Origin of the sequence: Finegoldia magna (assembly GCF_002243175.1) — a bacterium.
GTDB lineage: Bacteria > Bacillota > Clostridia > Tissierellales > Peptoniphilaceae > Finegoldia > Finegoldia magna_J.
This window is the reverse complement of record NZ_NDYF01000010.1, coordinates 1-21,706: the sequence shown is the minus strand read 5'-3', so window position 1 is coordinate 21,706 and position 21,706 is coordinate 1. Positions and strand designations below refer to the sequence as shown.

Below are 21,706 nucleotides of genomic sequence, written 5' to 3'. Positions count from 1 at the left end.
ATTTGATTAATATCATTATATATCGGGTATATAATAAAAGTACGTATTATGAAATATTTCAAGGAGGATTAAATGAAAGTAGCAATTAGTGGATTTGGAAGAATAGGTAGAGATGTAACAAGAATTTTAATACAAAAAAATGACCCTGATCTTGAATTAGTGGCATTGAACATTACAAGTGACCTTAAAACAAATGCACATCTTTTAAAGTATGACTCAATTTATCGTACATTTGAAAAAGACGTTGAAGTATTAGCAGATGACAAAATTAAAATTGGTGATAGGGAAATAACTGTCGTAAATAACAGAAATCCAGAAGAATTACCATGGAAAGAATTAGGTGTTGATCTTGTTATTGACTCAACAGGCGCTTTTAAAGACAAAGAAGGTTTATCAAAACATCTCAAAGCTGGTGCAAAAAAAGTATTATTAACTGCTCCAGGTAAAGCAGATGTTAAAATGATCGTAGTTGGAGTAAACGATAAAGAATACGATCCAAAAACTGATGATATTATATCTAATGCATCATGTACAACTAACTGCTTAGCACCAGTTGCTAAAGTTTTAGATGATGAATTTGGCATTGAAAAAGGTTTAATGACTACAATTCACGCTTATACTAACGATCAAAACATTCAAGACGCTCACCACAAAGATCTAAGACGTGCGAGAGCAGCTGCTTTAAGTATGATTCCTACAACTACAGGTGCTGCTAAAGCTGTTGGTAAAGTATTACCACAATTAGAAGGTAAAATGACAGGACTTGCAGTGCGTGTACCAACTCCTACTGGATCTATTACTGATTTAACAGTTCTTTTAGGTAAGGAAGTTACAAAAGAAGATATCAATAATGCTATGAAAAAAGCTAGTGAAGGCGAATTAAAAGGCATCTTAGGATATTCTGAAGATCAATTAGTATCTTCAGACATCATTGGAGATGAAAGAAGCTCAATATTTGATGCTGATATGACTTATGCTTTAGGAAATATGGTAAAAATTGCTTCTTGGTATGACAACGAATGGGGTTATAGTTCAAGAGTATTTGATTTAGCAAAGATTATAGCTACAAGATAATAAAACTATTAAGAGTCGATGGTAAAATATTTTTGCAATCGACTCTTTTCAAAGAAAGGTTAATCTATGAATAAAAAAACACTAAAAGATTTAAATGTTGAAAATAAAAGAGTATTAGTCAGAGTAGACTTTAATGTTCCAATTAAAGATGGTATTATTACTGATACAAATAGAATAGAAGCATCTATCGCAACAATAAAGTATTTGATCGATAATAATGCTAAAGTTATTTTAATGAGTCACTTAGGTAGACCAAAAGGCGAACCAAGACCTGAATTCTCATTAAAACCGGTTGCAGAAAAGCTTTCTGAAATTATTGGTCAAGAAGTAAAATTTGTTGATAATGACAAAGTTGTGGATGATTCTGTTATTGAACAAAGTAAACAATTACAACCTAAAGAAATTATGCTAATTCAAAACACTAGATATAGAAAAGAAGAAGAAAAGAATGATGAAGAATTTTCTAAAGAATTATCACAATTAGCTGATTTATATGTAAACGATGCTTTTGGAACAAGTCATAGAGCACACGCATCAAATGTAGGTGTGTCTAAGTTCTTACCAAGTGCTGTAGGATTTTTAGTTCAAAAAGAAATAGAAATAATGGGGAAAGCTCTTGAAGATCCAGAAAGACCTTTTACAGCAATATTAGGTGGTGCAAAAGTTTCTGATAAAATTGGAGTAATAGAAAATCTACTGGAAAAAGTTGACACTATACTAATAGGTGGTGCTATGGCATATACTTTCATCAAGTCACAAGGAAAAAATGTTGGTAAATCTTTAATCGAAGAAGATAAATTAGATTTAGCAAAATCACTATTAGAAAAAGCCCAAGAAAAAGGGGTTAAAATATTCTTGCCAGTTGATTTTGTCGCAGCTAAAGAAATGACAGAAGAATCTGATTCAAAAGTAATTGGTATAGATGAATTTATGGACGATATTGCAGGATTTGACATAGGAACTAAAACTATAAAGATTTTTGATGAAGAAATACAAAAATCCAAGACTATTGTATGGAATGGACCAATGGGTGTATTTGAAATCAAACAATTTAGTAAAGGTACTTTTGAAGTTGCAAATTCTTTAGTAAAATCTGATGCTACAACTATTGTTGGTGGTGGAGATAGTGCTTCAGCAATTGCAAAATCTGGAAATAAAGACAAAGTAACACACGTTTCAACAGGCGGCGGAGCTTCTTTGGAATTCTTAGAAGGCAAAGTCTTACCTGGTATTGATTGTATTGATGAGAGATAGTAATATGAGAAAACCATTAATTGCAGGAAACTGGAAAATGAATATGACAGATGGAGGAACTAAGCAGTTTCTAAATGATTTAAAGAATTTCGAAATTTCTGATAATGTAGAAGCTTGTATAATATCTCCATTTACATCACTAAAAACTCTTACAGAAGCTTTAAAAGATACAAATATTTCTACTGGAGCACAAAATATGTATTTCGAAGATAGTGGTGCATTTACAGGAGAAATTTCTCCGAACATGCTGAAAGATTTAGGAGTTGACTATGTTATAATTGGTCATTCTGAAAGAAGAACAATATTCAAAGAAGATGACGAACTATTAAATAAGAAAATAATATCAGCTTTAAATCACAATCTTAAGCCAATACTTTGCTGCGGAGAAAACTTAGAACAAAGAGAATCTAACAATCACGAAAAAATTGTAGAATCACAAATAAGATCAGACTTAAAAGGAATAAGCGAACAAGATTTAAAATCCAAACTTGTAATCGCTTATGAGCCAATATGGGCTATTGGAACTGGTAAAACAGCTTCAAGTGAAGATGCACAATCAATGTGTAACTTTATAAGAAATTTATTGGCAGAGATGTATAGCAAAGATCTGGCTGATTCAATAAGAATACAATATGGTGGAAGTGTAAAACCTGAAAATGTAACTGATATTATGTCAAAAGAAGACATTGATGGAGCTTTAGTAGGGGGTGCAAGTTTAGAAGCAGAAAGTTTTTCTAAACTAATTAATTATGGAAAATAAAAAAGACAAATTAATTCTTATAATCTTAGATGGTTGGGGATTAGGCAAGGACTATCCAGGAAATGTTATTAAATTAGCTGATACTCCAACTTTTGACAGACTAATGAGTGAATATCCAAATTCACAATTGATTGCTTCAGGAAATGAAGTAGGTCTTCCCGCAGGTCAAATGGGAAATTCAGAAGTAGGACACATGAATATTGGTTCTGGTAGAATAATTTATCAAGATTTAAGTAAAATTACTAATGACATAGAATCTGGAAAATTTTATGAAAATGAAGTTTTAAAAAATATCATTTTAAAAACTAAAGAAAAAAATAAAAAACTACATCTACTAGGATTAGTTTCTTTTGGTGGAGTTCATTCTCATTATGACCACCTTGTAGCAATCCTTAAAATGTGCAAAAAATTAGATTTTTATAATGTAGTAGTACATTGTTTTACAGATGGAAGAGACGTCTCACCAACATCTGCAAAAAATGATTTACAAAAATTACAAGATGATATAAAAGAAATTGGTGTAGGTAAAATTGGATCTATTAGTGGTCGTTATTATGCAATGGATAGAGACAAGAGATGGGACAGAGTAGAAAAAGCATATAATTGTATTACTAATGGTGTGGGAAATAAAAGTAATGATGTAATAAAATATTTACAAGATAGTTATGATAAAAATATCACTGATGAATTTATTGAACCTTGTTCAATAGTCGATGAGAATAATAACGTAACAAAAGTAGAAGATGAAGATTCTTTTATATTCTTTAATTTCAGACCAGATAGAGCAAGACAACTTACAAGAGCTTTTGTAGACGATGATTTTGATGGTTTTAAAAGAACAAAATACAAAGGTATTTCATTTGTAACAATGACAGAATACGATAAAACTATCAAAAATGTACAAATAGCTTATCCAAAACAAGGGTATAATAATGTATTAGGACAAATTATTTCTGAAAACGGATTAAAGCAATTAAGAATTGCAGAAACAGAAAAATATGCACATGTAACATTTTTCTTTAATGGCGGTATCGAAAAAGAATTCGAAAATGAAGATAGGATACTAGTTCCATCTCCAAAAGTATCAACTTACGATCTTAAGCCAGAGATGAGTGCTGTTGAAGTTAAAAATCATGTTGTTGATGTTATTAATAAAGATATTTACGATTTAATAATATTAAACTTTGCAAATTCAGATATGGTTGGTCATACTGGTGTAATTTCCGCGGATAAGATAGCCGTTGAAACCGTTGATAAATGTTTAGAGGAAATATTACGAGCTATAGATAAAAACGGAAATTATCATGCATTGATAACTGCTGATCATGGGAATAGTGAATATTTGATTGATGAAATGACAGGTGGGCCATTCACAGCACATACAACTAATCCGGTGCCTTTTATAGAATATCCTGACAAGGATATCGAGTTGAATAATGGTATTTTAGCTGATATAGCACCAACAATTTTAGAATTGATGAAAATAGATAAGCCTTCAGAAATGACAGGTAAATCTTTAATTAAAAAAGGAGAATAAATAATGAGCTCAATAATTGACATTTATGCAAGAGAAGTTTTAGATTCTAGGGGAAATCCTACAGTTGAAGTTGAAGTTTATACTGAAGCAGGAGCAATGGGATCAGCTATAGTTCCTTCAGGTGCTTCTACTGGAGTACACGAAGCTGTAGAATTAAGAGACAATGATGAAAAAAGATTTTTAGGAAAAGGCGTAGAAACTGCCGTTGATAATGTAAACTTAGAAATAGCAGATGAATTAGTAGGTTGGGATGTATTTGATCAAGTTGGAATAGATAATTATCTAATAGAATTAGATGGCACTGAAAATAAATCTAGACTTGGTGCAAATGCTATTTTAGGTGTTTCTTTAGCTGTTGCAAAAGCTGCTGCAGATGAAAATGGACAAAGATTATTTGAATATATAGGTGGAGTAAACGGTAAGACTTTACCTGTACCAATGATGAACATTTTAAACGGTGGACAACACGCTGATAATAATGTTGACATTCAAGAATTTATGATTATGCCTGTAGGTGGAGATAACTTCAAAGAATCTTTAAGAATTGGTACTGAAGTATTTCATAATTTAAAAAATGTATTAAAGTCTAGAAAATTAAATACTGCTGTTGGAGATGAAGGTGGTTTTGCACCAAATCTTGAATCTAACGAAGAAGCTTTACAAACTATAGTTGAAGCTATTAAAAAAGCTGGATATGAACCAGGAAAAGATGTAATGATTGCTATAGATGCTGCAGCTAGTGAATTTTATGAAGATGGTAAATACAATATGGCTGGGGATAATGCAGTAAGAACTAGCGATGAAATGATTGAATATTACAAAAACTTAGTTGAAAAATATCCTATTATTTCTATTGAAGACGGATTAGCTGAAGACGATTGGGATGGTTGGAAGAAACTAACTAAAGAATTAGGATCTAAAATTCAATTAGTTGGTGATGATTTATTTGTTACAAATGTTAAGAGATTACAAAAAGGTATTGAAATGGGAGTATGCAATTCCATTTTAATAAAATTAAATCAAATCGGAACTTTAACAGAAACTCTTGATGCAATAGAACTAGCGAAAAGACATGGATATACAGCTGTAATATCTCACAGATCCGGAGAAACTGAAGATACAACTATTGCTGATGTTGCTGTCGCTACTAATGCTGGCCAAATTAAGACTGGCTCAACTTCAAGAACTGACAGAATCTGTAAATATAATCAATTATTAAGAATTGAAGATATGCTAGAATCTACTGCAGTATATGATGGAATAAAAACTTTTTACAATTTAAGCAAATAATGAAAATACATGGAATCACAGCGATTATTAGCTGTGATTCCTATTAATTAGGTGTAAAATGCTAATCACTACATTAATATTAATACAGATAATTTTAACAACAATTTTATACATATATTTCAATCCAATTTTTATAGCAGTTGATGTAGTGGTTACAGGATTGCTTCTCTTTAAAGATAAGAAGAAACTTATTGTCTCACTGTTAGTATTATTTCTGACTATTTTTCATTTAAACATTATTAATGATAATTACAAAAATATTAAAGATAATGAATTTGTAGATATTAATGCTGTAGTTATCAATAAAAACAGATCCAATAAAAAGTACATTGTAAAAGTCACTAATCAAAATAATGTAAAATTTTTATTAACAACTAAAAGAGATTTGAATATTGGTGATATAGTTAATATAAGATCAAAAGTTAATAAAGCATATACAAATGGTAATCCATATATGTTTAACTATAAATTTTATTTACTAAAAAACAACATATATGGAGATATATACTGTAGAACTGATCCTGATATAATAGGAAAATCTAACTCACATTTATTAAGAATTAGAAGTAAAATTTTAAACCACATAGTTTTTAAATTAGATTCTAATTTTAACGAAAATGAATCTTCTGTATTAAAGTCTATATTTACAGGATTTAATTTCTTGAGTGAAGATTACACAAATGATGTTAAAGTATTAGGAATAAGTCATGTATTCGCGATAAGTGGTCTACATATTATTATTCTATACACCATTTTTAATAAATTATTTGGTATTTTTAAGATTAACAGAAAAATTATTTCTTGGTTATCTTTGTTTCTCATTGCAATTTATGGATATGCAGTAGGTCTACCTTCATCTATAGTTAGAGCATTTATTATGTTATTTATAGTGGAATTATCTAATCAAATGCAGATAGATTGGTATAATTTAAATAATCTAATTATTGCAGCTATCGTAATTTTGCTTATGAATCCATATAATCTATTTGATGTCGGATTCATTTTTTCATTTTTAGCAACATTTACAATACTATATTTATATCCAAAATTCAAAAAGCAAAATAGAAAAGTACGTAATTATTTGATGCTTTCCACTTTAGTTTATATAATAATATTGCCAATACAGCTGAGATTTTTTAATGAATTTACATTTGGATTTATCGTTGGAAATACTATTATTTTGCCTATTTTTACACTCATCATTCAATTATCGGCTATTGTACTTTTAATACCTAATAGCTTTAATTATGTATTTGTTCAGCTCATTAAATTTTGTTTAAAAATTATAAATTATATCTTCATTACAATTGATTCATTTAATGTACAAATTCATAGTTTTATGAGCTTTTCCCTTTTGATGATAATAGTTTATTATATAATAATATTTGCAATTTATAACAGACATTACATTATAACTTTAAACGACTTTAATAAACAAACCTTAAAAAATATGTTCTTGATAAGCGTAATAATGCCAGTAATTTTAAATATCCTTAATCCCATTACTACTATAAACTTTGTGGATATTGGTCAAGGTGATTGCTTACTTGCAAGACAATATTTTAAAAATTTTATGATAGATACTGGAGGTTCTTACAAATCAGAAGATAAATCCGGAACTTACCTTGTAGAATATCTTAATAAAATAGGTTTAAATAGTCTTGATTATATATTCTTGACACATTTTGATGAAGATCATAGTAAGAATCTAATTGATATCAATAAGTCTTACAATCCAATAGTTTTATCTAGAACTAATGGAGAAAAAGTATTAAGAAGCAAGTATAATCAAAATAACCATTACGTAAATTTGCAAGATAATCAATTAATAAAAATTGGAAATGTTTATATCAAAGTAATTGATAAACCCATAAGTGATGAAGAGAACGATAAATCTATAGTTTACAAAGTATATGTTAATGATATTTCATTACTAATCACAGGAGACATTTCTGGAGAATATGAAAGAAATATTTTAAATGAAGATATAACATCTGATATATTGAAAATCTCTCATCACGGAAGTAAAAACAGTTCAGATTTAAATTTCTTAAAAAAGGTTAATCCCAAATTATCTATTATTTCAGTAGGTCGAAGAAACGATTATGGACACCCTCATCATCAAACACTAGATAATTTAAATAAACTAAATATTCCAGTTAAAAGAACTGATAAAGATGGAAACATTGAGATTGTCTCAAGCAAGATATTTAATACAATAAGATCTAATAGGGATAGATATTCAATTTTAAATTTTATAATTAAAGAACAAAATTCAATTATTACAACAATTTTCGTATTAATTTATTTTAAGAATAGAGGAGCAAAAGATGGATTTTTCATTGGCGAAACAAAAATTAGATAATAATTTGTTATCCAATCTAATTTTAATTCACGGAGAAGAAAAGTTTTATATAGAAAAATATTTGTCATTAATAAAAGAACACTACAATGCTCAAAGTTTTGATGAGTATGAATTGTCAGATTTCGAAAAAGTCTATAGTTCATCTGAAACAATTCCTATGTTTACTGATAAAAGACTCATTTTAATCGATGATGTAGATTTAAGTAAAACAGGAATTTCAAAAAACAAGGAAAGTATTGATAAATTATTACCTTATATAAAAGATATTCCAGAGTATACGTTAATTATAATGACATCATACGGTAATGTATTTAAGTCTAAATTTTTAAAAGAAATAACAAAATATGGCTCAGATATTGAATTCAATAAGTTAAACAGAAATCAATTAAAAGCCTATATAATAAATTACCTAAAAGGGAAGAAGATTAATAATAACATCGTTAATGTTTTCATTGAATATTCACTTTATCTTATAAAAAATTCTGAAAAGACATTAATTGATGTTAATAATGAATTAGATAAGTTTAGAAACTTAGAGAAAGATGAAATAACAGAACATGATTTGAATTCTCTTATAAATCAGTATGATAAAAATATTTTTGATCTAACAGATTCAATAGCATCAAAAGATTTATCTAAAACGATATATTACTTAAATTTACTTATAAATGACACATCAGATACTTTTAAAACACTTCACATGGTAATTAGATTGTTTAGAAATTTATTATATATAAAAGAACTTCTACGTTTAAAAGTATCGCAAAGTGAAATTACAAAGAGAGTAAAAATATCATCATACGAATTAAATAAAGTTCAAAGTTTTGTGAAAAATTGGAGATATGACCAGTTAAGATTTGCTATTCATAAAATGTATGAAATAGAAACTACATTAAAAACAAATACGTTAAATTCTAAGTATTATATAGAAAACAGTATTTGCGAAATCTTAGCAAAAAAATAAAGGTTGAATTTACTTCAACCTTTAAATAATGTAATGGATCCTTTACATTATTTTATGCTAATTTGTTTAATTCCTTAGCCATTCTGCTAATTTTTTTAGCTGCACTGTTTTTAGAAATTGTGTTCTTACTTGCAGCTTGGTCAATCTTTTTAGTTGCTAAATTAAATAATTTAGTAGCGTCTTCTTTATCGTTTTTTTCAACAGCTGCTTCAAATTTCTTTATGAAAGTTTTGATAGCTGATTTTTTAGATTTATTTCTAGCTGTTTCAAGTTTAGTTACATCAATTCTTTTAATTGCTGATTTAATATTTGCCATAATATCCCTCCTTTATTTTTGAACAGTGTTATTATTATACACTATAGAATTAATTATTTCAAGTAATCTAGAACATTAATTGTAAATTATGTTATAATAGGTTGGTAAAGAATGGTGATAGTATGAAGAAATTTTTAGATAGTAAGTTTTCAAATTTGCTATTTGCAATATTTATAGCTTTAGTAGTATGTTTCGTAATAAAAACTTTTATTTTAGAAACACAAATAGTAAAATCATCAAATATGAGTCCCACTTTAACTTCTGGAGATTTTGTTCTTATTAATAAATTAAATAAAATAACAGGATACATTAAAAAAACTGATATAGTTAAGTATTATGATGAGAAAAATTCAGAATCTAGTATTGCAAGGGTAATTGCAATGCCTAAAGATTCAGTGGAAATTATAAATGATGATATTTTTGTTAACGGAAAAAGAATATATGAACCCTATATTTTATTGCAACAGTCAAAAAAATTAAACAATAATAAATGGGTTTTAAGTAAAGATGAATATTTTGTTATAAATGATGATAGAGAACTAGATAATTATAATGACAGCAGGTACATCGGACCTATTAATAAAGATTCGATAATCGGTGTTGTTTTTTTTAGGTTATATCCTGTTGATAAAATTGGTTCGATTTAGGAGATTTAAATGAAACACGATAAAAAATACATAAGAAATTTTTCAATAATTGCACACATAGATCACGGTAAGTCAACATTAGCTGATAGATTGATTGAAGAGACTGGTATGCTTACTCATAGAGAAATGAGCGAACAAGTTTTAGATTCGATGGATTTGGAACGCGAAAGAGGTATAACAATCAAATTAAAAGCCATTAAATTATCTTATAAGGCTAAAGATGGTAATGTATACAATCTGAATTTAATAGATACACCAGGTCATGTTGACTTTACTTATGAAGTAAGTAGGTCATTAAAAGCTTGTGAAGGTGCAGTTTTAATTGTTGATGCAACGCAAGGTGTTGAGGCTCAAACATTAGGAAATGTATACTTGGCTATCGACCAAAATTTAGAAATTTTGCCTGTAATAAATAAAATAGATTTACCAAGTGCCGACATTGATTTTGCAAAAAAGGAAATAGAAGATATTATTGGATTAGATGCTGAAAATGTTCCTGCAGTATCTGCAAAAGAAGGAATAAATATCGTAGATGTATTAGAAGACATAGTAAACAATGTTCCTGCTCCAGTTGGGGACGAAAATAAACCTTTAAAGGCATTAATATTTGATTCATATTATGATTTTTATAAAGGGGTTGTCGTTTATGTCAGAGTTTTTGATGGTTGTATAAAGCCAGGATCAGAAATTTTAATGATGTCTACTAACAAATCCTTTGAAGTTACAGAATGTGGTTACACATCTTCCGGAATGATAAGCACAGATGAAATTAGCGCTGGAGATGTAGGATATGTTGTCTGCAGTATCAAAAATGTAAAAGATGCTAGAGTAGGTGACACTATAACAGATAAACGTAATCCTGTGGATAAACCTCTCGAGGGATATAAGCAAGTTACACCAATGGTTTATTGTGGTATTTATCCTGCTGAAGGTGAAGATTTCAATTCTGTAAGAGATGCACTAGAAAAGCTTCAAGTTAATGACGCAGCTTTGACATTTGAAAATGAAACATCAATCGCACTAGGTTTTGGATTGAGATGTGGATTTTTAGGGTTGTTACACATGGAAATTATTCAAGAAAGATTAGATAGAGAATTTGACTTAGATATCATTGCTACTGCACCAAGTGTAATATATAAAGTTCATAAAAAAGATGGAACTGAAGTAGAAATACAAAATCCTACAAATTTCCCTAAGGAAACTGAAATTGATTATGTTGAAGAACCTGTTGTCCATGCAGAAATCATGACTCCAACAGATTATGTCGGTGTAATTATGGAACTTTGTCAAGGGAAAAGAGGAACTTTCATAGACATGACTTACCTTGACGAAAAAAGAGTAACAATAAAATACAAATTACCATTAAATGAAGTGATTTATGATTTCTATGATGCTTTAAAATCAAAAACAAGAGGATACGCATCTTTGGATTATGAATTAATTGGTTATGAAAAATCTGATTTAATTAAACTTGAAATAATGATTAATTCAGAAAAAGTTGACGCATTAACACTGATTGTTCACGAAGATTTAGCTTATGAAAGAGCAAGAAAAATTGTAACAAAGCTTAAAGATGAAATACCAAGACATCAATTTGTAATTCCTGTACAAGCTGCAATAGGAAATAAAATAATCGCAAGAGAAACTATAAAAGCATACAGAAAAGATGTACTTGCTAAATGTTATGGCGGAGATATAACTAGAAAGCGTAAACTATTAGAAAAACAAAAAGAAGGTAAAAAGCGAATGAGATCTGTCGGTAGTGTAGACGTTCCTCAAGAAGCTTTCTTATCCGTATTAAAATACGATGAAGGAAATTAAATTTGTTAAGCCAAGCGAAAGTTTGGCTTATTTTTATAGGAGGAGTTATGAAAGGAATCTATGTTCACATACCTTTTTGTGATTATAAGTGTAACTATTGTGATTTTTCAACAATGACGAAACAATATCAAAGAGTTGATGAATACTTTGATTTATTACAAAAAGAAATAAATATGTACAAAAATCCTAATGACATAATAGATACAATTTATATAGGAGGAGGAACACCAAATCTTGTGGATTCTAAATATATTGAAAAAATCTACAACTTAATAGATAGGTGTTTTAATTTACAATTAAAGGAATTTACTATTGAATGCAATCCAGAGTTCGTCACAAAAGAAAAAATAGAAAACTATAAAAAAATTGGTATAGATAGAATATCATTGGGAGTTCAATCATTTAATGATCAGTACAACAAATTTTTAGGAAGAGGGCACAAAGTATCAGATGTTTTAAAGTCATTTGAAATTATTAGAAATTACATTGATAATATTTCAATTGATTTAATATTTGGATTTCCAAATCAAACTTTGGAATCTCTAGACAACGATCTTAATTATATAAGAAAACTCAACCCAAATCATGTGTCGTGGTATAACATGATTTTAGAACCGGGAACAAAATTTTACAAAGAATATGATGACATAAATCGAAATGATGATAAAGAATACGAAATGTATTTAAAGATTTGTAATGGTTTAGAAAAATACAAACATTACGAAATTTCTAATTTTGCAAAAGATAAATTTGAATCAATTCACAACAAGATTTACTGGAAAGACGAAAATTATTATGGATTTGGTTTATCTTCCTCCGGTTATTTAAATCAACACAGATACACTAATGAGTTTTTCTATCCAGATTATAAGAAAAAAATCTTGAAAAATGAAAAGCCTATTAGTTTTTCTGAGAAAATTGATTTAGAAAAAAAAGAATTTGAATTCATAATAACCAATATGAGATTAAAAGAAGGATTAGATTTAAAAGTATACCAAGATAAATTTGGAATAAATTTATCTGCTAAGAACAAAAAATTAATTGATAACTGGATTAATAGAGGATTATTAACTTTAGATAATAACCATTTATGCTTTACAAATCAAGGTTTTTTCGTGTCAAATAGTTTTTTCATAGATATTTTAGTATAAAACTTGACACAGTAGAAAACGTAGTGTATAATTTTATTATCACTCAAGGTAATAGGTTGCTAACAAAAAAAGAGGTGAGGTCTTGAATGAAAATTTAACACAAAGAAAATTTAATATCTTACTCGCGACTATAGACAATTATATAAAGACTGCTCAGCCAATTGGATCTCGAGTTTTATCAAAGAATTATAATATAGGATTCAGTCCAGCTACTATCAGAAATGAGATGAGCGATTTAGGAGATTTAGGATATTTAGTACAATCTCATATTTCATCAGGAAGAATTCCATCTCAAAAAGCTTTCAGATTATATGTGGATTATATCCTAGACAAACTCTATAAAACTGACGATTCTAGTTCTTCATTAATGTCTATAAGAAAACCCTATGAAAGAATTGTTGAACCAGAGAAATTAATTAAATCTTCTTCTCAATTCATTTCTGAGATAACTCAGTATCCAGTTATTTCTATGTTAAAAAAATCAGATAGGATGCATTTATCTCACATAGAGTTACTTCCAATTAGCGAATATAATTATGTTTTATTAACGTTATATGATTCTGGTGATTTAAATCATACTGTGATTTCATCAGAACAAGTCATAGAGCCAAATGAATTAATTAAGATTAATTTTCTATTGAAGAAACTTTTTTTAGGGAAAAATCTAAATGAAGTTTATGATAATTTAGACGAATTTTCTTCAAAATATAAATATAATGATCTTTTTAAAGGTGCAATTACCGATATTATTGAAAATGAAAAAGATAAGTTATCTTCAATGTATGTATCTGTTGAAGGTTTATCAAATATTTTCAAATATAGTGAATACAGTGACTTAGACAAAGTCAAAAGCATAATAGAATACCTTGAAGACAAAGACAAAATAGTGAATATTTTGAATTCTTCAGATAATTTCTTGGACATTAAAGTAGGAAATGAAAATAATGAACAATCACTTGTTGAAAACACAATCATTAAGAGTTCTTATTTCTTCAATAAAAATAACATAGGTGTTATAGCTATTGTTGCTCCTATGAGAATGAATTATGAGCTTTCGATAGAAGCTATGTTTAAATTATCTAGAAGAATTAATGGATTAATTATTAGGGGGGATTATTATGAAAGATAATGAAGAAAATTTGAAACAAAGTCAATCTTCTGAAGAGTTAAAAAACGAAGATAAAAACTTGGAAAAAGAAGATTTAAATAAAAATGAAAATGAGTCAATAAAAGAAGAAGTTGATAAGGATAATGATGAAGTTGTAAATACTGAAATAGAGGATTTAAAAGACTCTTTAAAAAGATTACAAGCGGATTTTATTAATTATAAGAATAGAACAAATAGAGAAAGACAACAGTCTATTGAATTAGCCAACGAATCTTTAATTTTGAAAATTCTACCTATAATAGATGATTTAGACAGAGCTATTGATAGTAAAGAAGAAAAAGATGAGTTTTCTAGTGGTGTTGAATTAATTAGAGACAACCTTCTACTATCACTAAAAGATTTCGGGTTGGAAGAAGTAGATTGTTCAGATAAATTTGATCCAAATTACCATCATGCAGTTATTACTGAAGATAGTGATAAGGGTTCAGATATGATATTAGAAGTATTTCAAAAAGGTTATATTTTAAATAACAAATGCATCAGACCTGCAATGGTCAAAGTTAGTAAATAAGAATTTTAAATATAGATAAAAATCTAAAAGGAGGATTTTATAATGAGTAAAGTAATAGGTATTGATTTAGGTACAACAAATTCAGCAGTAGCAGTTATGGAAGGTGGAGAATCAGTTATAGTTCCAAACTCAGAAGGTAATAGAACTACTCCATCAATCGTAGCATTCACTAAAGATGGTGAAAGATTAGTTGGTGAAACAGCAAAAAGACAAGCAATCACAAACCCAGACAGAACAATCACATCAATTAAAAGAGAAATGGGTACTGAATACAAAGTAAACATTGATGGTAAAGATTATTCTCCAGAAGAAATTTCAGCAATGATTTTGCAAAAATTAAAAGCTGACACTGAAAGTTATTTAGGAGAAGAAGTTACAGAAGCAGTAATTACTGTCCCAGCTTACTTTACAGACTCTCAAAGACAAGCAACAAAAAACGCTGGTAAGATTGCTGGATTAAACGTAAAAAGAATAATCAACGAACCAACAGCAGCTGCATTGGCTTATGGTATTGATAAAGAAACTGATCAACACAAAGTTATGGTTTATGACTTAGGTGGTGGTACATTCGACGTTTCAATCCTTGAAGTTGGAGATGGTGTATTCGAAGTATTAGCTACACGTGGTAACAATAGACTAGGTGGAGATGATTTTGACGAAAAATTATTAAACTATCTTGCAGATGAATTCATGAAACAAAATGGTGTAGATTTAAGAAAAGATGCTACTTCAAAACAAAGACTTAAAGATGCAGCAGAAAACGCTAAGAAAGAATTATCTACAAGAGTTTCTACTAATGTTAACTTACCATTTATTTCTGCAGTAAATGGAACTCCAGTTCACTTAAACATGGATATCACAAGATCCAAATTTGATGAATTAACATCTGACTTAGTTGAGGAGTCTTTAAAACCAGTAAGACAAGCACTAGAAGATGCTGGATTAAGTCACAATGATATAGAAAAAGTATTATTAGTTGGTGGTTCTACAAGAATTCCAGCTGTTCAAGAAGCTGTAAAAAAATTAATAGGTAAAAATCCACAAAAAGATATTAACCCAGATGAATGTGTTGCTATTGGTGCAGCATTACAAGGTGGTGTATTAACTGGTGAAGTAAAAGATTTATTGTTACTTGATGTTACACCTCTATCATTAGGTATCGAAACTTTAGGTGGAGTATGTACAAAATTAATCGAAAGAAACACTACAATCCCAACTAAAAAATCTCAAGTATTTACAACAGCAGCTGATGGTCAAACATCCGTGGAAATCAAAGTGCTACAAGGCGAAAGAGAAATGGCAGCTGACAATACATTGTTAGGACAATTCAACTTAACTGAAATTCCTGCAGCCCCAAGAGGAGTACCTCAAATTGAAGTAACATTTGATATCGATGCGAATGGTATTGTAAATGTAAGTGCTAAAGATTTAGGATCTGGAAAACAACAAGCTATGACAATTACTTCTTCAACTAAAATGAGTGATGAAGAAATCAAGAGAAAAGTTGACGAAGCAAGTAAGTACGCTGAAGAAGATAAAAATAAAAAAGAAACTATTGAAACAAAGAATAACGCTGAATCTGTAATTTACCAAGTTGAAAAGACAATCAAAGACTTAGGCGACAAAGTTTCAGAATCCGAAAGATCTGATATCAATTCAAAAGTAGAAGCTTTAAAATCAATCCTAGACTCAGGAGATAACAACGATATTAAAGCAAAAACAGATGAATTAACTCAAGAAATGTACAAATTAAGTTCTAAACTATATGAAAACACAGCTCAACAACCAGGAGCTTCACAAGAATCTAAAAAAGATGATGATGTTGTAGATGCTGATTATGAAGTTGTAGATGATGACGAAAATAAATAATAACTAAAAAATCTTAAAAAGGGGTAAAATTCTTACCCCTTGATTTTTTTGTATCTTTTAGTAAAATAGAAAAGTCAGTAGATTAGGATGGTGAATAATGAAAAATTTGTACGAAATACTTGAGGTTAATGAAAACGCAACTCAAGAAGAAATAAAAAAATCATATAGAAAATTAGCTAAAAAATATCATCCAGATATAAACAGTGGTGATCCTGAAGCTGAAAATAAATTTAAAGAAATTAACGGAGCATATGAGGTTTTAGGCGATAAAGAAAAAAGAAAAAAATACGATATGTACGGAGATAGAATATTTGATCAAGGATCAGGTGGAGGATTCTCAGATATCTCTGATATATTTGGTGATTTTTTCGGTGATATATTTGGTGGTTTTAGTTCTAGATCATATTCTAGAAATCCAAATGCCCCTAGAAAAGGCTCTAATATTCAAGTTGAACTGGAAATAGATTTTGAAGATTCAATTAACGGTACCAAAAAAGAAATTTCATATAAGAAAAAGGTAAAATGTCATGTTTGTAACGGCGATGGAGCAAAGCCAGGAACAGAAAAGAGAAAATGCGATAAATGTAATGGTACTGGAATCATAAACGATACTAAAAGAACACCTTTTGGAATTTTTACACAACAATCTGAATGTGATAAATGTCATGGAGAAGGCTATGTAATCGATGAAAAATGTGAAAATTGTAAAGGTAAAGGATACGAAGTTCAAAGAAAAACAATAAACATTACTATACCTAAAGGAATAAACAATGGAGCTATCATGAGTGTAAAGGGTGAAGGTAATGATGGCGAAAATAATGGTAATCCAGGCGATTTATATGTTATCATAAAGATTAGAGAACATGAATTTTTCAGAAGAATTAATAATGATATTGTTTTTGATATGCCTATCACATATGCTCAGGCTGTGCTTGGTTCAAAAATTGAAGTTCCAACTTTAGATGGCATAGAAGAATTTGAACTTCCAGAAGGAACTCAACCAAATACAACATTTAAACTTAAATCAAAAGGGGTTCCGTATTTAAATTCTAATACAAGAGGAGACATCTTATTTACTGTTAAGATCATTGTTCCTAAAAAAATAAATAAAGATCAAAAAGAAAAATTGATTGAATTTTCAGAAAGTATGAATCAAGAATTAAATGTAAATGAAAAGAAATCAATATTTGATAAAATAAAGGATATGTTTGAATAATGGAAAAATGGCTAAGCTTTGATATTAAATGTCCAAAAGGATATGACGAAATCATAAGTTCTATACTATATGATCTAGGAATAGAAAATTTGCAAATAGATGATTATCAAGATGTTTTAGATTTCAAGAAAAATCAACCTTATTGGGTGGTTATAGACGACGAAGATTTTACACCACATGATAATGTCATCATTAAAGCTTTTTACGAAGATGATAAAGTAAATTATGAAGAATTTGAAGCAAAAATTAATGAATTCTCTATCAATAACAAGATAGATGTTCAAATTAGTAAGAACAAAGAAATTGAAGATTTGGACTGGGCTAATGAATGGAAAAAGTATTACGAACCATTTTATATTGGCAATATTCTTATAAAACCTAGCTGGATTGAAATAGATGAAACTGATCACACCGTGTTAGAAATTAATCCAGGAATGGCATTTGGTACAGGACTCCACGAAACAACAAACTTATGCATTGAACAACTTCAACAGCTGCAACTAGAAAATAAGAGTGTTTTAGACATTGGTTGTGGATCAGGAATACTTTCTGTAGCTTCTTCAAAATTAGGTGCTAAAGAAGTTTTTGCTACAGATATTGACCCATTAGCTGTAGAAGCAACATTAGATAATGCACAACTGAATAAAATATCTAATATCAAAGCTGTAGAAGGCTCTCTATTAGATAAAGTTGATAAAAAATACGATGTAGTAATAGCTAATATTTTATTAAACGTGTTAGACATTTTAATTCCAGATTTGCCAAAAGCATTAGAAAAAGATGGCATTTTCATTTGCTCAGGATTGATCAATTCTCAAAGAGATAACATTGTAAATATTTTAGAAAAAAATAACCTTGAAATTGTAGAAATATCTGAAAAAGGTGAATGGATTAGCGTAATAAGTAGGTTTAAAAATGTATAGGACTTTTCGAAATCCCGAAGATAAGATAGATGATAAAATTATTATAAAAGGCGAAGATTATAATCATATCAAAAATTCTTTAAGACTTACAAAAGGTGATTTGATTCATCAAGTAATTGGAGATACAACTTTTGTAACTGAAATTGAAGATATTACTCCCAATGAAATAATTTGTAAAATAATAGATGAAGATAACATTCAATATGAATCTCCTCTGAACATTACTTTGTATCAATGTATCCTTAAATCAGATAAAAATGAGTATATCATACAAAAAGCCACTGAATTGGGAGTAAACAGAATCGTATTTGTAAAAACAGAACGAACTGTTGTCAAATTAGACGAAAAAAAGTGGATTAAGAAAAAGAATAGATTTGAAAAAATAGCACTAGAATCGTCCAAACAGTCAAAGAGAACATTTATCCCTGAAATTGAAGGACTAATTAATATCAATAAAGTTTCAACTCAAAATAATTGTTTAAATTTAGTATTCTATGAAAATGAAACTGAAAGTTTCCAATCTTTGTTAACTAATTCAAATAACAAAGATATTAATATTTTCATTGGACCAGAAGGCGGATTATCTGATGAAAATTTACAAGTTTTAAAGTCAAAAGGATTTAAATCAGTTTCATTGGGAAACAGAATTTTACGCGCAGATACAGCTCCAATTTGTGCTTTGAGTATTATTCAATATGAATTAGGAGATATAAAATAATGAAAAAAGTAAAATTTTCAACATTAGGTTGTAAAGTTAATCAATACGAAACAGAGGCTATGGCTGAATTATTTGTAAAAAATGGTTATGAAATTACTGAAGACTATAATTGTGATGTTTTTGTGCTTAATACATGTACCGTTACAAATTTGTCCGATAGAAAAAGTCGACAACAAATATCTAAGATTAGATCTGAAAACAGTGATGCAATAATTGCTGTTGTAGGTTGTTACTCTCAAGTTAGTCCTGATGAAATAGAAAATATTGAAGGTGTAAATGTAATACTCGGAACAAAATACCGAAAAGAAATCGTAGAATTATGTGAACTAGCACAATCATCTAATAAAATTATAAACAAGGTCGAAAATATAGGTAAAAATAGAGAATTTGAAGAATTAACTATAAATACAGAACATTCTATGACAAGAGCTTATATTAAAATTCAAGAAGGTTGTAGTCAATTTTGTTCGTACTGTATAATTCCTTACGCGAGAGGACCTATACGTTCTAGAAATATTAGAGATATTGTTTTAGAAGCAAAAAGATTAGCAGATAATGGTTTCAAAGAAATTGTACTGACTGGTATCCATGTAGCATCATACGGAAAAGACTTAGATAATAATGATATTGGTTTGATTGATGTAATAGAAGATATCGGACAAATTGATAAAATAAAGAGAATAAGATTGAGCTCATTAGAGCCAAGAATTGTAGACAAGCAATTTTTAGATAGATTAAGTAAAGTAGAACAATTTTGTGATCATTTCCATCTATCTTTGCAAAGCGGTTCTGATTCAATACTTGAATCTATGAATAGAAAATATGATACAGATTTGTATGAGAAAACTATAAATTTAATAAGAGAATATTATCCAAATGCTGCTATTACTACAGATATAATAGTTGGTTTCCCTGGAGAAACTGATGAAGACTTCGAACAAACATTGAGTTTCGTTGATAAGATTCAATTTTCAAAAATACATGTGTTTAAATATTCTAACAGAAAAGGAACTGTAGCTAGTAAAATGAAAAATCAAGTATCTGGAGTTGTAAAAAAAGAGAGAAGTAAACTACTAATAGAAAAATCAAAATATTATACAGACAAATTTTTAGATAATATGTTAAATCAACCAATAAAAGTATTGTTTGAATCAAAAAATGATGATGGATATATTAAAGGATATACAACAAATTATATAAGAGTAAAAAGAGAATATAATCCAAATCTTTCTAATAAAATAATAGACGTTGTATGCAATAGAAGAGAAAATGAAGAACTTGTGTGTGAATAATTGAAAAGTTAAATATTTTTTGGTATAATAACACCGGAGGCGAGTCATGGACTGTGTATTTTGTAAAATAGTTAATGGAGAAATACCTTCTAAAAAAATATATGAGGATGATTTGGTATACGCTTTTCACGACATCAATCCTGTTACTCCAGTACATTTTTTAGTTATTCCTAAAGAACATATTTCTGGTGCTAATGATATTGATGAATCAAATTCACAAATAGTTGCTCATATATTTGAAGTAATTGCAAAACTAGCAAAAGAGTTCGATATTGATAAGTCTGGCTATAGAATAGTAAATAACTGTGGAGAAGATGGTGGACAAACAGTACATCACATGCATTTTCACGTGTTAGGCAAGAAAAAACTTAGCTGGCCATAAAAATATTGTTATTTTATTAGAATTGTGTTATACTATTTTGGTATAAATTCTGCTCTTTTGTGAGCATTCTTGCAATAAAGAGGGGAGGGAAACCATGTCAGAAATTAAAGTAGGAGAAAACGAATCATTAGATAATGCTATAAAAAGATTTAAAAGACAATGTGCTAGATCTGGAGTTTTATCTGAATATAGAAAAAGAGAACATTATGAAAAGCCTAGCGTAAAGAAAAAGAAAAAATCTGAAGCAGCTAAAAGAAAAAAAAGAAATTTCTAATGAAATTGATATTTAATCAAAGATTCCTTATAGGAATCTTTTTTTATTTGTACACTTAAGTGTGTTGAGCGAACGAAGTGAGCGAAATAAAAAACCACCTGCTATGCAGGTGGAAGACATTAGCTTTAGCTTCAAGCAAAATACAACCTCCTATGATAAAATAGTTACGCCTGA

The 21,706-nt window shown here is 28.8% G+C and carries 20 protein-coding genes; 19 read left to right on the top strand and 1 reads right to left on the bottom strand.

All coding sequences use genetic code 11. The features are described 5' to 3' along the window. Nucleotides 1-72 precede the first annotated feature (72 nt). The 7 genes from gap (at nucleotide 73) to holA (ending at nucleotide 9,244) form a co-directional block, all read left to right on the top strand. The gene (gene gap, locus B9N53_RS03330; RefSeq protein WP_094203672.1) at nucleotides 73-1,074 is read left to right on the top strand and encodes a type I glyceraldehyde-3-phosphate dehydrogenase; all 1,002 of its coding nucleotides are present in this window, start codon (nucleotides 73-75) and stop codon (nucleotides 1,072-1,074) included. A gap of 66 nt (nucleotides 1,075-1,140) precedes the next feature. Next, on the top strand, nucleotides 1,141-2,328 hold the full coding sequence (locus tag B9N53_RS03325) for a phosphoglycerate kinase (RefSeq protein WP_094203671.1): 1,188 nt from the start codon (nucleotides 1,141-1,143) through the stop codon (nucleotides 2,326-2,328). Nucleotides 2,329-2,332: 4 nt separating this feature from the next. After that, a complete protein-coding gene (tpiA, locus tag B9N53_RS03320; RefSeq protein WP_094203670.1) occupies nucleotides 2,333-3,088 on the top strand; it encodes a triose-phosphate isomerase in 756 nt (251 codons plus the stop codon). Further along, nucleotides 3,078-4,625 (top strand): 2,3-bisphosphoglycerate-independent phosphoglycerate mutase, encoded by a 1,548-nt coding sequence (gpmI, locus tag B9N53_RS03315; protein WP_094203669.1) that lies wholly within the window; start codon nucleotides 3,078-3,080, stop codon nucleotides 4,623-4,625. Before tpiA ends, gpmI begins: the two co-directional genes overlap by 11 nt. Before the next feature lie 3 nt (nucleotides 4,626-4,628). Further along, nucleotides 4,629-5,915 carry a phosphopyruvate hydratase gene (eno, locus tag B9N53_RS03310; RefSeq protein ID WP_094203668.1) on the top strand — a complete coding sequence of 429 codons (1,287 nt, stop codon included), beginning with the start codon at nucleotides 4,629-4,631 and terminating at the stop codon, nucleotides 5,913-5,915. 58 nt (nucleotides 5,916-5,973) lie between these two features. Beyond that, nucleotides 5,974-8,280, top strand: coding sequence for a DNA internalization-related competence protein ComEC/Rec2 (locus tag B9N53_RS03305; RefSeq protein WP_094203667.1), 2,307 nt, complete (start codon nucleotides 5,974-5,976; stop codon nucleotides 8,278-8,280). Beyond that, nucleotides 8,246-9,244: a DNA polymerase III subunit delta gene (gene holA, locus B9N53_RS03300; protein WP_094203666.1), complete on the top strand. Its 999-nt coding sequence runs from the start codon at nucleotides 8,246-8,248 to the stop codon at nucleotides 9,242-9,244. Before B9N53_RS03305 ends, holA begins: the two co-directional genes overlap by 35 nt. 52 nt (nucleotides 9,245-9,296) lie before the next feature. Here holA and rpsT read toward each other — a convergent pair whose 3' ends face one another. Further along, complete coding sequence (gene rpsT, locus B9N53_RS03295) at nucleotides 9,297-9,560, bottom strand: 30S ribosomal protein S20 (protein ID WP_002836452.1); 264 nt, start codon at nucleotides 9,558-9,560, stop codon at nucleotides 9,297-9,299. A 122-nt stretch (nucleotides 9,561-9,682) separates the two neighbouring features. Here rpsT and lepB point away from each other — a divergent pair, with 122 nt between their 5' ends. The 12 genes from lepB (at nucleotide 9,683) to rpsU (ending at nucleotide 21,532) form a co-directional block, all read left to right on the top strand. Then, on the top strand, nucleotides 9,683-10,207 hold the full coding sequence (lepB, locus tag B9N53_RS03290; RefSeq protein WP_094203665.1) for a signal peptidase I: 525 nt from the start codon (nucleotides 9,683-9,685) through the stop codon (nucleotides 10,205-10,207). A gap of 9 nt (nucleotides 10,208-10,216) precedes the next feature. Further along, complete coding sequence (lepA, locus tag B9N53_RS03285) at nucleotides 10,217-12,028, top strand: translation elongation factor 4 (RefSeq protein ID WP_094203664.1); 1,812 nt, start codon at nucleotides 10,217-10,219, stop codon at nucleotides 12,026-12,028. A gap of 47 nt (nucleotides 12,029-12,075) precedes the next feature. Continuing rightward, the gene (hemW, locus tag B9N53_RS03280; RefSeq protein ID WP_094203663.1) at nucleotides 12,076-13,179 is read left to right on the top strand and encodes a radical SAM family heme chaperone HemW; all 1,104 of its coding nucleotides are present in this window, start codon (nucleotides 12,076-12,078) and stop codon (nucleotides 13,177-13,179) included. 82 nt (nucleotides 13,180-13,261) lie between these two features. Beyond that, nucleotides 13,262-14,308 (top strand): heat-inducible transcriptional repressor HrcA, encoded by a 1,047-nt coding sequence (hrcA, locus tag B9N53_RS03275; RefSeq protein WP_094203662.1) that lies wholly within the window; start codon nucleotides 13,262-13,264, stop codon nucleotides 14,306-14,308. Then, nucleotides 14,298-14,858, top strand: a complete 561-nt coding sequence (locus B9N53_RS03270) for a nucleotide exchange factor GrpE (RefSeq protein WP_094203661.1) — start codon at nucleotides 14,298-14,300, stop codon at nucleotides 14,856-14,858. Before hrcA ends, B9N53_RS03270 begins: the two co-directional genes overlap by 11 nt. Nucleotides 14,859-14,900: 42 nt before the next feature. Then, the gene (gene dnaK, locus B9N53_RS03265) at nucleotides 14,901-16,727 is read left to right on the top strand and encodes a molecular chaperone DnaK (protein WP_094203660.1); all 1,827 of its coding nucleotides are present in this window, start codon (nucleotides 14,901-14,903) and stop codon (nucleotides 16,725-16,727) included. 97 nt (nucleotides 16,728-16,824) lie between these two features. Further along, the gene (gene dnaJ, locus B9N53_RS03260) at nucleotides 16,825-17,943 is read left to right on the top strand and encodes a molecular chaperone DnaJ (protein ID WP_094203659.1); all 1,119 of its coding nucleotides are present in this window, start codon (nucleotides 16,825-16,827) and stop codon (nucleotides 17,941-17,943) included. After that, nucleotides 17,943-18,866 (top strand): 50S ribosomal protein L11 methyltransferase, encoded by a 924-nt coding sequence (gene prmA / locus B9N53_RS03255; protein WP_094203658.1) that lies wholly within the window; start codon nucleotides 17,943-17,945, stop codon nucleotides 18,864-18,866. Before dnaJ ends, prmA begins: the two co-directional genes overlap by 1 nt. Further along, nucleotides 18,859-19,584: an RsmE family RNA methyltransferase gene (locus B9N53_RS03250; protein ID WP_094203657.1), complete on the top strand. Its 726-nt coding sequence runs from the start codon at nucleotides 18,859-18,861 to the stop codon at nucleotides 19,582-19,584. Before prmA ends, B9N53_RS03250 begins: the two co-directional genes overlap by 8 nt. Further along, nucleotides 19,584-20,876 (top strand): tRNA (N(6)-L-threonylcarbamoyladenosine(37)-C(2))-methylthiotransferase MtaB, encoded by a 1,293-nt coding sequence (mtaB, locus tag B9N53_RS03245; protein ID WP_094203656.1) that lies wholly within the window; start codon nucleotides 19,584-19,586, stop codon nucleotides 20,874-20,876. The genes B9N53_RS03250 and mtaB overlap by 1 nt, the downstream gene beginning before the upstream one ends. Nucleotides 20,877-20,922: 46 nt before the next feature. After that, the gene (locus B9N53_RS03240) at nucleotides 20,923-21,258 is read left to right on the top strand and encodes a histidine triad nucleotide-binding protein (RefSeq protein WP_094203655.1); all 336 of its coding nucleotides are present in this window, start codon (nucleotides 20,923-20,925) and stop codon (nucleotides 21,256-21,258) included. Nucleotides 21,259-21,352: 94 nt separating this feature from the next. Continuing rightward, nucleotides 21,353-21,532, top strand: coding sequence for a 30S ribosomal protein S21 (gene rpsU / locus B9N53_RS03235; RefSeq protein ID WP_002836438.1), 180 nt, complete (start codon nucleotides 21,353-21,355; stop codon nucleotides 21,530-21,532). The last annotated feature ends 174 nt before the right edge of the window (nucleotides 21,533-21,706 follow it).